Raw genomic sequence first — 12,810 nt, 5'->3', positions numbered from 1 at the left:
GCGGGGGTCAGGGGGCGGCAGCCCCCAGGGCCGGGACGGGTAGGGGCGGCGGGGGCGGAAACATAGGCTTCTCGTGTGAACGCAGACCTTTCCTTCGGCCCCGCCACCGGCATCGGATCCATGCCCGGCGGCGACGCCCGCGAGGCGGCCAAGACCGTCACCGGGACCTTCGAGGACTTCCCCCACCTGCCCGAGCTCCCGACCCGAGGTCCCGGCGCCGACATGATCGGCAGAACCGCAGGGATGCTCGTCGAGCTGTACGCCCGCGTGGAACCCAGCGGCTGGCGCATCGGCGACCGTCCGGGACGGGACACCAAGCGGGCCAGGTCATGGCTCGGCGAGGACCTCGACGCGATCGAGGAGTTCACGCAGGGGTACGAGGGCCCGCTCAAGGTGCAGGCCGTCGGCCCCTGGACCCTCGCCGCCGACCTCGAGCTGAAGAACGGCGAGGCAGCCCTCTCCGACCCCGGCGCCTGCCGCGACCTCGCCGCCTCACTCACCGAGGGAATCCGCCTGCACCTCGCCGAGGTGCAGCGCCGCATCCCCGGCGCCCAGCTCGTCCTGCAGCTCGACGAACCCTCCCTCACCGCCGTCCTGCGCGGCCGGGTGAAGACCGCCAGTGGCTACCGCAGCCACCGCGCCGTCGACCGCCAGCTCGTCGAGGCCACCCTCCGCGACGTCGTCGGGGTTCACAGTGACGGCCCCACCGTGGTCCACTCCTGCGCACCGGACGTCCCGTTCGCCCTCCTGCGAAGGACCGGCGCGGCGGCGGTCTCCTTCGACTTCTCGCTCCTCACCGAGCGTGATGACGACACGATCGGAGAGGCGGTGGAAGCGGGTACCCGGCTCTTCGCAGGTGTCGTACCGGGCACGGACGGCCCATTGTCAGACCCTGCCGGTAGCGTCATGGGTGTCAGGACGCTGTGGCGCAGGCTGGGGCTGCAACCGGGACTTCTCGCGGAGGCGGTCACCCTCACGCCGTCGTGCGGACTCGCGGGGGCTTCCCCGGACTACGCACGCAAGGCACTCGCCCACTGCGTCCGGGCGGCGAGATCCCTCGCGGACAACCCAGAGTAACGGGAGGACAACACGGTGGCCGGCGACAAGCAAGCGGAGACGACGGTGCCCGCCGAGGCACGGGAGAAGCACGCGAAGCTCGCTGAGCAGATCGAGGAGCACCGCTTCCGGTACTACGTGAAGGACGCTCCGGTCATCAGCGATGCGGAGTTCGACAAGCTCCTGCGCTCCCTGGAGGCGCTGGAGGAGGATTACTCCGAGCTGCGCACGCCGGACTCCCCGACCCAGAAGGTCGCGGGCGCGTACGAGACGGAGTTCACCTCCGTCGAGCACCGCTCGCGCATGCTCTCCCTGGACAACGCCTTCAGCGACGAGGAGCTGGCCGCCTGGGCCGAGCGCGTCGCCAGGGACGTCGGCGGCCCGGGCTACCACCTCCTGTGCGAGCTCAAGGTCGACGGCCTCGCCGTCAACCTCACCTACGAGCGGGGCCGTCTCACGCGCGCGGCGACCCGCGGCGACGGCCGCACGGGCGAGGACATCACCCCCAATGTCCGTACGATCGCAGAGATTCCGGACAGGCTGGGCGGTGACCGCGTCCCCGACCTCGTGGAGGTCCGCGGCGAGGTCTACTTCCCGATGGAGAAGTTCGAGGAGCTCAACGCCCGTCTGGTGGAGGCCGGCGACAAGCCCTTCGCCAACCCGCGCAACGCGGCGGCCGGTTCACTGCGCCAGAAGGACCCCCGCGTCACCGCCACCCGCCCGCTCCACATGGTCGTCCACGGCATCGGCGCCCTGGAGGGCTTCGAGGGCCTCACCCGGCTCTCCCAGGCCTACGACCTCCTGAAGACCTGGGGCCTGCCCACCTCCCGGCACAACAAGGTGGTCGACGGGCTCGACGGCGTACGGGAGTTCATCGCCTACTACGGCGAGAACCGCCACTCCGTGGAGCACGAGATCGACGGAGTCGTCGTCAAGCTGGACGAGATCCCGCTCCAGGGACGCCTCGGCTCCACCTCCCGCGCGCCGCGCTGGGCGATCGCATACAAGTACGCGCCGGAGGAGGTCAACACCAAGCTCATCAACATCCGGGTGGGCGTGGGCCGCACGGGCCGGGTCACTCCGTACGCCCAGGTCGAACCGGTCACGGTGGCCGGCTCCGAGGTCGAGTTCGCCACCCTGCACAACCAGGACGTCGTCAAGGCCAAGGGCGTCCTCATCGGCGACACGGTGGTGCTGCGCAAGGCCGGTGACGTCATCCCGGAGATCCTCGGCCCGGTCGTCGACCTGCGCGACGGCAGCGAGCGCGAGTTCGTGATGCCGGCCGAGTGCCCCGAGTGCGGTACGGCGCTGAGGCCCATGAAGGAGGGCGACGTCGACCTGCGCTGCCCCAACGCCCGTACCTGCCCGGCCCAGTTGCGTGAGCGGCTGTTCTACCTGGCGGGCCGCAAGGCGCTGGACATCGAGCACTTCGGCTACGTCGCCGCGGCCGCGCTCACCAAGCCGCTGGAACCGGAGGATCCGCCACTCGTGGACGAGGGCGACCTGTTCGACCTCACGATCGAGCAGCTGCTGCCCATCAAGGCGTACGTCCTCGACCAGGACAGCGGTCTGCCCAAGCGCGACCCGAAGACCGGCGAGGAGAAGGTCGCCACGGTCTTCGCCAACCAGCAGGGCGAGCCGAAGAAGAACGCGGTTGCCATGCTGGAGAACATCGCCGCGGCCAAGGAGTGCTCGCTCGCGCGCATCCTCACGGGCCTGTCGATCCGTCACGTCGGTCCGGTCGCCGCCGAGGCGCTGGCCCGCGAGTTCCGGTCGATCGAGCGCATCGAGCAGGCCGGCGAGGAGGAGCTGGCGAACACCGACGGCGTCGGTGGAATCATCGCCGCCTCCCTCAAGGAATGGTTCGCCGAGGAGTGGCACCAGGAGATCCTCCGCAAGTGGCGTGCCGCGGGCGTGCGCATGGAGGAGGAGAGCTCGGGCGAGGACGAAGGACCGCGCCCGCTCGAAGGGCTGACCGTCGTGGTCACCGGCACTCTCGAGCACTTCACCCGCGACGGCGCGAAGGAGGCGCTGCAGAGCCGCGGAGCGAAGGTAACCGGTTCCGTTTCGAAGAAGACATCTTTCGTTGTCGTAGGTGACAATCCTGGGTCGAAATACGACAAGGCGATGCAGGTCAAAGTGCCTGTTCTCAACGAGGACGGCTTCAACGTCCTGCTGGAACAGGGACCGGACGCGGCGGCCGAAGTTGCGCTTCCTGCAGGGGAATAGCGATTGAAGGCCACCCGATCGGCGCATACCAGATGCATACGGGTGGCCGGGGTTCATTCGGGCAACCGTCTACGACCGCTGCCCGTGGAAGCCTTCTGCGGCCTACTGTTGAGGTGTGCACCTGCCGTGCCCAGCTGCGGTTGGGGCATCCCCTTGCTCTTGACGAGCAAGGGGAAGGGTTTTCCAACGCGGTGCCGTTGACGGATGTCGGGCAACGGGCCGCGTGGCGTGGGCACCGCCGGCTGTGAGAGGGACGGGAATGGAACCGACCGAGAGCGCCGCCCCTGACTCACGGCTGCGCCGGGTCACCGGCGCATGGCGGGCGAGCCGGTGGGCCGGGCGGCCTTCGCAGCGTCCGGGTGCGCAGGGCCGCGCCACCGGACAGTACACCGTGACGGACGGGCGCGCCCCGCACCTCACCGCCGACCACCCTCCCGGACTTCCGGACCCGGAACACGAACGGCGCATGTCCTGGCCCGCGCTGCCCGCGGCGGTCGTCGCGGCAGCCGCCTTCGTCCTCGGCGCCGGCTTCTACCGCGGCTTCACCGGGCCCCACGCGCTCTTCCCGGCCGGTACCGTCGGCTGGTCCTTCGCCGTGCTGACCGGCATCATCGTCGGCCACCTGGTCATGCTCGGCCGCGCCCGCTGGTGGGGCGGCACCGGCTCGGGTGCCGCCCTCACCCTCGCCGTCCTGCTGCTGTACGGCTGGATGCCTGCCGGAATGGTCAGCCTCACCGTGGTCGTGCTGGTCGGCACAGCCCGGCGCAACCGCTGGCGCCAGGGCGTGCTGCACGGCTCGGTGGACATCCTCGGCATCGGAGCCGGAGCCCTGGTGCTGGGCGCCTTCGGACGCGTGCCGTCCGTGGAGAAACCCTGGAACCCCGACGCCTGGACCCTCAGCACCGCGCCCGAGGTGATGCTGGTCGCCGTCGCCTACCTCCTGGTCACCCGCACCCTCCTGTGGTACCTGCACGCCCCGCGCCACGGCGGACTGCCCACCGTCGCCCGTACCGCCCTGGCCAGACAGGGCCTGGTCGCGGTCGCGCTGCTCGGCATCGCCCCGCTGGTCTGCGTGGTCGCCGTCGCCCAGCCGGTGCTGCTGCCGCTGTTCGCCATCCCGCTGATCGCCCTCGACTCCACCCTGTGGATTGCCCGCGCCCGGGCCGAGGAGCAGCTGCGCGACCCGCTGACCGGGCTGCCCAACCGGCAGTGGCTCCTTGAGCGCATCTGGACCGCGCTGGACGACGCCGAACGCATCGGCGCCCGCGCCGCCCTGATGCTGATCGACCTCGACCGCTTCCGCTCGGTCAACGACACCCTGGGCCACCTCGCCGGTGACCGGCTGCTCCTGCAGATAGCCGACCGGCTGCGCCTCGCGCTGCCCCGCGGAGCGGAGGCCGCGCGGCTCGGCGGTGACGAGTTCGCCGTTTTACTCCCGGTGGCCGACTCCACGACCTCCGCGACCCGGGTCGCCCGGAGCCTGGTCGCCGCACTCAGCTCCCCGCTCGACCTGGACGGGCTCACCCTCGTGCTGGAGGCCAGCGCGGGTGTCGCCGTCTTCCCGGACCACGCGCTGGACGCCGAGGGGCTGCTGCGGCGGGCGGACGTGGCGATGTACCAGGCGAAGCGGGACCGTACGGGCGTCGAGGTGTACGAGTCCAAGCGGGACTCCAACACACCGGACCGGCTGGGCCTGCTCGGCGATCTGCGCCGGGCGCTGGACGCGCACGAGGTGCAGCTGCACTACCAGCCCAAGGTCCGCTTCGACGGACAGGTCGCGGGCCTTGAGGCCCTGGTCCGGTGGGTGCATCCCGAGCGCGGGAAGGTGCCGCCGGACGAGTTCATAGCGATCGCCGAGTCCTCGGGGCTGATGCCCCATCTCACGGAGTACGTCCTGGAGACGGCGCTGGCGCAGGTGGCCCGGTGGCGGGCGCAGGGCCTGCATGTTCCGGTCGCGGTCAACGTCTCCCCGCGTGACGTCCACACCCCCGGTTTCGCGGGCTCCGTCGCCGCCCGGCTGGCCCGGCACGGAGTCCCGGCGGGAGCGCTCCAACTGGAGATAACGGAACACGTCCTGCTCGAGGACCCCCAGCGCGCCGCCGACACACTGGCCGGCCTCACCGGTCACGGCGTGAAGATGTCCCTGGACGACTTCGGCACCGGCTACTCCTCCCTGGTACATCTGCGGCGGCTGCCGGTGAGCGAGCTGAAGATCGACCGCTCCTTCGTGGCCCGCCTCGCCGTCGACGCGGAGGACGCGGAGATCGTCCGCTGCACGGTCGACCTCGCCCATTCCCTCGGTCTGCTGGTCGTCGCGGAGGGCGTCGAGGACGACGAGACCTGGGAGCGGCTGCGGGACCTCGGCTGTGACGCCGTACAGGGGTGGCTGGTCGCAGCCGCGATGCCGGCGGAGGAGACGACGGCGTGGCTGCGGGCGCGGGGTTCGCGGGGCTGGCAGCGTCCTCGCGCGGCCCTGCCGGCCGCTGCGACCGACGAGTAGTTCTCCCACCGGCCCACCCGTGGGGCCGGTGGGACACTCGCCTCACGGCCAAAGGCCTGCGCGAGTTCCGGGACGGGCGCAGTCGACCCCCGTCGGCCCCATGGGCCTAGGGTCCGGGAAACCGTTTCACGGTCACCGGCCCCCGCCCCATAGGATTGGGGACTGGCGTCACATTTCCGCCTGCCGCACGACGCCTGGCACGCACGCTCGCCGCGTTGCCGAATCGCCCACGTGGTTCCGCCACGAGGGCGCTCCGGCGCCTTGCGATCGCATGCACCAGACGCCGCGCGGCCCGCCCTCCGGGCGGAACGGCGGACATGTGACGCCGGCCCCCGGCCCCAAACCACACACACTCACCCCAGAGGAACGCTGCATGCCTGGCATCACGCGCGAGGAGGTCGCCCACCTCGCCCGGCTGGCGCGTCTGGAGCTGAAGCCCGAAGAGCTCGAACACTTCGCGGGACAGCTGGACGACATCATCGGCGCGGTGGCCCGCGTCAGCGAGGTCGCCGACCAAGACGTACCGCCGACCTCGCACCCGCTGCCGCTGACGAACGTCATGCGCAAGGACGAGGTCCGTCCCTCGCTCACCCCCGAGCAGGCGCTCTCCGGCGCCCCGGCCCAGGAGCAGCAGCGTTTCAAGGTGCCGCAGATCCTGGGGGAGGACTAACCGCCATGACGGAACACGTCAACATCATCAAGCTCACGGCTGCCGAGACCGCCGCGAAGATCGCCTCCGGCGAGCTCACGGCCGTCCAGGTCACCGAGGCCCACCTGGCCCGTATCGAGGCCGTCGACGAGAAGGTGCACGCCTTCCTGCACGTCGACCGCGAGGGCGCGCTGGCCCAGGCCCGTGCCGTCGACGAGAAGCGGGAGCGGGGCGAGAAGCTCGGACCCCTCGCCGGTGTGCCGCTCGCGCTCAAGGACATCTTCACCACCGAGGGCATCCCGACGACCGTCGGTTCGAAGATCCTCGAGGGCTGGATCCCGCCGTACGACGCGACTCTCACCAAGAAGCTGAAGGCCGCCGACGTCGTCATCCTCGGCAAGACCAACATGGACGAGTTCGCCATGGGGTCGTCGACGGAGAACAGCGCCTTCGGGCCCACCGGCAACCCGTGGGACCTCACCCGCATCCCCGGCGGCTCCGGCGGCGGCTCCTCCGCCGCGCTCGCCTCCTTCCAGGCCCCCCTCGCCATCGGCACCGACACCGGCGGCTCCATCCGTCAGCCGGCCGCCGTCACCGGCACGGTGGGCGTGAAGCCGACGTACGGGGCGGTCTCCCGCTACGGCATGGTCGCTTTCTCCTCCTCCCTCGACCAGGGCGGGCCCTGCGCCCGTACGGTCCTGGACGCGGCGCTCCTGCACGAGGTCATCGCCGGGCACGACCCGCTCGACTCGACGTCCATCGACGCGCCCGTCCCGCCGGTCGTCGAGGCCGCGCGCAACGGCAGCGTCGAGGGCCTGCGCGTCGGCGTCGTCAAGCAGTTCCGCGGCGAGGGCTACCAGGCCGGCGTCATCCAGCGGTTCGACGAGTCCGTCGCGCTGCTGAAGGAGCTGGGTGCCGAGATCGTCGAGCTGGACTGCCCGTCCTTCGACCTCGCGCTGTCGGCGTACTACCTGATCGCGCCGAGCGAGTGCTCCTCGAACCTCGCCCGGTTCGACGGCCTGCGCTACGGACTGCGGACCGGCGACGACGGCTCGCACTCCGCCGAGGAGGTCACCTCCCTCACCCGTGAGGCGGGCTTCGGCCCCGAGGTGAAGCGCCGCATCATGCTCGGCACGTACGCGCTGTCCAGCGGCTACTACGACGCCTACTACGGCTCCGCCCAGAAGGTCCGCACGCTCATCACGCGCGACTTCGAGAAGGCCTTCGAGCAGGTCGACGTCATCGTCTCGCCGACCACCCCGACCACCGCCTTCCCGATCGGCGAGCGCGCCGACGACCCGATGGCGATGTACCTGGCCGACCTCTGCACCATCCCCACGAACCTCGCGGGCAACGCGGCCATGTCGCTGCCCTGCGGTCTGGCCCCGGAGGACAACCTCCCGGTCGGCCTGCAGATCATCGCTCCGGCGCTGAAGGACGACCGTCTTTACAAGGTCGGCGCAGCCGTCGAGGCCGCCTTCGTGGAAAGGTGGGGGCACCCGCTCCTCGAGGAGGCTCCGTCGCTGTGACCAAGACACTGACCAAGGCCAAGGACTTCAAGAAGTCCAAGTCCGGTACGTACGTGTCCATCGCCACCACCGCCTTCGGCGCGCTGGGTGTCGCCAAGCGGATCAAGAAGGCACGTTCCGAGCAGGACACGCTGCGGCTGATCGACGCGACCGTGGCCGCCGTCGGGATCGTCACCGGTCTCGCCGTCCTGTACCGCGAGTTGAAGCGGCTGGGCGACGACGACGTCCTGCTGGGCTGAGAGGGAAGTTTCACCGTGACCACCACGACCGACCTGGAGTCGTACGAGGACGCGCTGGCGTCGTACGACCCCGTCATGGGCCTCGAGGTCCATGTCGAACTCGGCACCAAGACCAAGATGTTCTGCGGCTGTTCGACCGAGCTCGGTCAGGACGCCAACACGCAGACCTGCCCCACCTGCCTCGGCCTGCCCGGCTCGCTGCCGGTCGTCAACGCGACCGGCGTCGAGTCCGCGATCAAGATCGGTCTCGCGCTGAACTGCGAGATCGCCGAGTGGTGCCGCTTCGCCCGGAAGAACTACTTCTATCCGGACATGCCGAAGAACTTCCAGACCTCCCAGTACGACGAGCCGATCGCCTTCAACGGCTACCTCGACGTACAGCTGGAGGACGGCGAGACCTTCCGTGTGGAGATCGAGCGCGCCCACATGGAGGAGGACACCGGGAAGTCGACCCACGTGGGCGGCGCGACCGGCCGTATCCATGGCGCCTCGCACTCGCTGCTCGACTACAACCGGGCCGGCATCCCGCTCATCGAGATCGTCACCAAGCCGATCGTCGGCGCGGGCGACCGTGCCCCCGAGGTGGCGAAGGCGTACGTCCGTGAGCTGCGCGAGGTCATCAAGGCGCTCGGTGTGTCGGAAGCCCGGATGGAAATGGGGCAGATGCGCTGCGACGTGAACCTCTCGCTGATGCCCAAGGGCAGCGAGAAGTTCGGCACGCGCTCCGAGACGAAGAACGTCAACTCGCTGCGGTCCGTGGAGCGCGCGGCCCGTTTCGAGATCCAGCGGCACGCGGCCGTGCTGAACAGCGGCGGCACGATCATCCAGGAGACCCGCCACTTCCACGAGGACACCGGGTCGACGACCTCGGGCCGGGTGAAGGAAGAGGCCGAGGACTACCGGTACTTCCCCGAGCCGGACCTGGTGCCGGTGGCCCCCTCGCGCGAGTGGGTCGAGGAGATCCGGGCGGCGCTCCCCGAGATGCCGCTGGCCCGCCGTACCCGGCTGCTCGCCGAGTGGGGCATCTCCGCCACCGACATGCAGGCGATCCTCAACGCCGGAGCGCTGGACCCGATCGTCGCGACGATCGACGCGGGTGCCGACGCGGCCTCCGCCCGCAAGTGGTGGATGGGTGAACTGGCGCGCAGCGCCAACGAGTCCGGCACCTCGCTCGACGAGCTGGCGATCACGCCGGAGCAGGTCGCCCGGGTCACCGCGCTGGTCAACTCCGGTGATCTGAACGACAAGCTGGCCCGCCAGGTCATCGAGGGCGTTCTCGCGGGCGAGGGCACCCCGGACGAGGTCGTCGACAAGCGCGGTCTGAAGGTCGTCTCCGACGACTCGGCGCTGGGTACGGCCGTCGACGAGGCCATCGCCGGCAACCCGGGCATCGCCGACAAGATCCGCGGCGGCAAGGTGGCCGCGGCTGGCGCCCTGGTCGGCGCGGTCATGAAGGCGACCCGCGGTCAGGCCGACGCGGCCCGCGTCAAGGAGCTGATCCTGGAGAAGCTCGGCGTCAGCGAGGGCTGAGCATGCCGGTCTCGGGGGCTGCGCCGGTACGCCGGCGCAGCCCCCGAGCCATGTCACCGGTTCGACTGAGGTGACAGAGTTCTCGTTACTGTCCTGTGATCTGCCTCCCACTCGTGTGAATAAGTCCACGACTGGCATAAACGATCACTTCTGCCTGCAAGAGTGGTCTTCGCATTACTCATGCGTTCTTTGCGGGCTGTTCATCTTGTGAACGACTGTTCCCGGTCAAAGATCCACAAATCCACCTGGGAGCACGTTCGTGGCAGCCCTTGCACGTTGGTGTGTTCGACACCGCCTCGTCGCGGTACTGCTGTGGCTTCTCGCATTCGGCGGGGTGAGCGCGGCCGCCGCCGTCACCGGCTCGGCGTACTCGAACGACTACGAGGCTCCCGGCACCGAGTCCGGCCGGGCCATGCAACTGCTGCAGGACGGCTTCCCCGGGTACGGCGGCGACAGTGACACCGTTGTCTGGCGCACCACGTCCGGCACCGTCCGCGCCGCCGACGTCGAACAGACGATGACCGAGACCCTGGACAAGATCGCGGACCTGCCGGGCATCGCGTCCGTCGCCGGCCCCTACGACGGCCAGGGCACGGGCCGGGTCAGCGCCGACGGGCACACCGCGTACGCCACGATCACCTTCGACCACCGGGCCGAGGACATCAAGAAGCCCGAGGCCGAGGCCGTCGTGCGCACGGCCGAGGCGGCCCGGGCCGACGGCCTCCAGGTGGAGCTGGGCGGCAGCGCCATCGGGCTCACCGAGTCCGCGGGCGGACACCTCGCCGAGGTGGTCGGCGTGGTCGTCGCCGCCGCCGTCCTGTTCCTCGCCTTCGGTTCCCTCGCCGCCTCGATGCTGCCCATCGCGACCGCGCTGGTCGGCGTGGGCACCGCCTACGGCGCGATCGTGCTGCTCGGACATGCCATGACCGTCGCCGACTTCGCGCCCATGCTCGGCATGCTGATCGGGCTCGGCGTCGGCATCGACTACGCGCTGTTCATCGTCACCAGACACCGACGCGGACTCAAACGCGGGCTGTCCGTCACCGAGGCGGTCACGGGCGCCGTGGCGACCACGGGACGCGCCGTGGTCTTCGCGGGTGCCACGGTGTGCATCGCCCTGCTGGGGATGCTGATCCTCAGACTCGGCTTCCTCAACGGCGTCGCGATCGCCGCCTGTCTGACGGTCGTCCTGACGGTCGCGGCCTCCGTCACCCTGCTGCCCGCCCTGCTGTCCTTCATCGGCCCGCGCGCCCTGAGCCGGCGCGACCGGCGCCATCTGGAGGAGCACGGTCCGCAACCGGAGCTGCCGACCGGCTTCGCCCACCGCTGGTCGGCCTTCGTGGAACGCCACCCCAAGGTGCTCGGCATCGTCGCGCTGGCCGTCATGACCGTCCTCGCACTGCCCACCCTCTCCCTCCACCTGGGTACCTCCGACCAGGGCAACGACCCGAAGGCATCCACCACCAGGCAGGCGTACGACCTCCTCGCCGACGGTTTCGGGCCCGGCGTGAACGGACCGCTGACCGTGGTGACGCGCGTCGACGGCGCCGAGGACAAGCTCGCCCTCGACAACCTCGACGCCACCGTCCGCACCACCGAGGGTGTGGCGTCGGTGACGCCGGTGACTTACAACACCGGCGGCGACACCGCGTACTTCACGATCGTCCCCGGGTCGGCACCCCAGTCGCAGAAGACCAGCGACCTGGTCGACCGGCTGCGCACCGAGGTGCTGCCACGCGCCGAGACCGGCACCTCGCTCGACCTGCACGTCGGCGGTGTGACGGCGAGCTACGACGACTTCGCCGCCGTCATCGTCGGCAAGCTGCCCCTGTTCGTGGGCGTCGTCATCGGCCTCGGCTGTCTGCTCCTGCTGCTCGCCTTCCGGTCCATCGGCATCCCCGTGAAGGCCGCCGCGATGAACGTCGCCGCGGTCGCCGCCGCCTTCGGCGTCGTCGTCGCGATCTTCCAGTGGGGCTGGGGGAGCGAGCTGCTGGGCCTCGGCCGCGCGGGTCCCATCGAGCCCTTCCTTCCCGTGATCATGGTCTCCGTGCTCTTCGGGCTCTCCATGGACTACCAGGTCTTCCTGGTCAGTCGGATGTACGAGGAGTGGCTGGAGACCGGCGACAACAGGCGCGCCGTCCGCGTCGGGCTCGCCGAGACCAGCCGGGTGATCAACTCCGCCGCGGTCATCATGATCTCGGTCTTCCTCGCCTTCGTCCTCAGCGGCGACCGGGTGATCGCCATGTTCGGCATCGCGCTCGCCTCCGCGGTCGCCCTCGACGCCTTCGTGCTGCGCACCCTGCTGGTACCGGCCCTCATGCACCTGCTCGGCGGCGCCAACTGGTGGCTGCCCCGCTGGCTCGACCAGCGCCTGCCCCGCATCAGCATCGAACCGCCCGAGGCCCGTGCGGCCCATGAGAGGCTGGCCGCGGCGACGGACGCCGAGGTGGCGGACGTACTGGCGAAGGGGCAGGACGAGGATGTACGCGATACCTCTGGGTGACGATGCCGAACTGCGTCCCCTGGAGCCGTGGCACGCCGAGGAGTTCCTGGCGCATCTGGAGCGCGGACGGGACTTCATCGGACAGTTCATCGCCTTCGGTTCCAAGGCCGTCGACGTGCCCTCCGCGCGGGAGGTGCTCCAGCGGTACGCCGACATGCGCGCCGCCGACACCGGCTCGTTGCACGGCATCCGGCTGGACGGAAAGCTCGTGGGTGGCGTGCTCACGCTGAACTTCGACGCGGAGACCCAGAACGCCGAGGTCGGCTGCTGGCTGGAGCCCGCGGCGACGGGCCGCGGACTGGTCACCCGGGCGATGCGGGTGCTCATCGACTGGGTGGTCGAGGAGCGTGGCATCCACCGCATCGAGTGGGTCGCCGCCTCGGGAAACGTACCCAGCCTGAACGTCGCCCGGCGCCTCGGAATGACCCGCGATGGGGTACGGCGCCAGGCGCACCCCTATGGTGGGGAGCGGCACGACCTCGAGGTGTGGTCGATCCTCGCCCCGGAGTGGCGCGCAGCACGCGCGCGTGCCGCACACAACGATGAGTAACGATCCGTAAGCAGGGGCCTCCACG

Annotated in this window: 9 protein-coding genes; all 9 read left to right on the top strand. The window is 70.2% G+C overall.

Features of this window, described 5'->3' with window-relative positions:
* The first annotated feature begins 75 nt into the window (after positions 1-75).
* Positions 76-1,077: a methionine synthase gene (locus AB0N07_RS40600; RefSeq protein ID WP_365844136.1), complete on the top strand. Its 1,002-nt coding sequence runs from the start codon at positions 76-78 to the stop codon at positions 1,075-1,077.
* A gap of 15 nt (positions 1,078-1,092) precedes the next feature.
* Complete coding sequence (gene ligA, locus AB0N07_RS40595) at positions 1,093-3,285, top strand: NAD-dependent DNA ligase LigA (protein ID WP_365844133.1); 2,193 nt, start codon at positions 1,093-1,095, stop codon at positions 3,283-3,285.
* 259 nt (positions 3,286-3,544) lie between these two features.
* A complete protein-coding gene (locus tag AB0N07_RS40590; RefSeq protein ID WP_365844131.1) occupies positions 3,545-5,785 on the top strand; it encodes a bifunctional diguanylate cyclase/phosphodiesterase in 2,241 nt (746 codons plus the stop codon).
* A 373-nt stretch (positions 5,786-6,158) separates the two neighbouring features.
* Positions 6,159-6,455, top strand: a complete 297-nt coding sequence (gene gatC, locus AB0N07_RS40585; RefSeq protein ID WP_030851400.1) for an Asp-tRNA(Asn)/Glu-tRNA(Gln) amidotransferase subunit GatC — start codon at positions 6,159-6,161, stop codon at positions 6,453-6,455.
* Positions 6,456-6,460: 5 nt separating this feature from the next.
* A complete protein-coding gene (gatA, locus tag AB0N07_RS40580; protein WP_365844128.1) occupies positions 6,461-7,963 on the top strand; it encodes an Asp-tRNA(Asn)/Glu-tRNA(Gln) amidotransferase subunit GatA in 1,503 nt (500 codons plus the stop codon).
* Positions 7,960-8,202: a hypothetical protein gene (locus tag AB0N07_RS40575; protein WP_344404939.1), complete on the top strand. Its 243-nt coding sequence runs from the start codon at positions 7,960-7,962 to the stop codon at positions 8,200-8,202. The genes gatA and AB0N07_RS40575 overlap by 4 nt, the downstream gene beginning before the upstream one ends.
* Positions 8,203-8,217: 15 nt before the next feature.
* Complete coding sequence (gene gatB, locus AB0N07_RS40570; protein WP_365844126.1) at positions 8,218-9,732, top strand: Asp-tRNA(Asn)/Glu-tRNA(Gln) amidotransferase subunit GatB; 1,515 nt, start codon at positions 8,218-8,220, stop codon at positions 9,730-9,732.
* 259 nt (positions 9,733-9,991) lie between these two features.
* Entirely contained in the window at positions 9,992-12,235 is a 2,244-nt protein-coding gene (locus AB0N07_RS40565; RefSeq protein WP_365844124.1) for an MMPL family transporter, read from the top strand.
* Positions 12,213-12,785, top strand: coding sequence for a GNAT family protein (locus AB0N07_RS40560; protein WP_365844122.1), 573 nt, complete (start codon positions 12,213-12,215; stop codon positions 12,783-12,785). Before AB0N07_RS40565 ends, AB0N07_RS40560 begins: the two co-directional genes overlap by 23 nt.
* Positions 12,786-12,810: the final 25 nt, after the last annotated feature.

This window comes from Streptomyces sp. NPDC051172 (assembly GCF_040682555.1).
Classification (GTDB): domain Bacteria; phylum Actinomycetota; class Actinomycetes; order Streptomycetales; family Streptomycetaceae; genus Streptomyces.
Note: the sequence above shows the minus strand (reverse complement) of the source record. Positions and strands in the feature narration are given on the sequence as shown.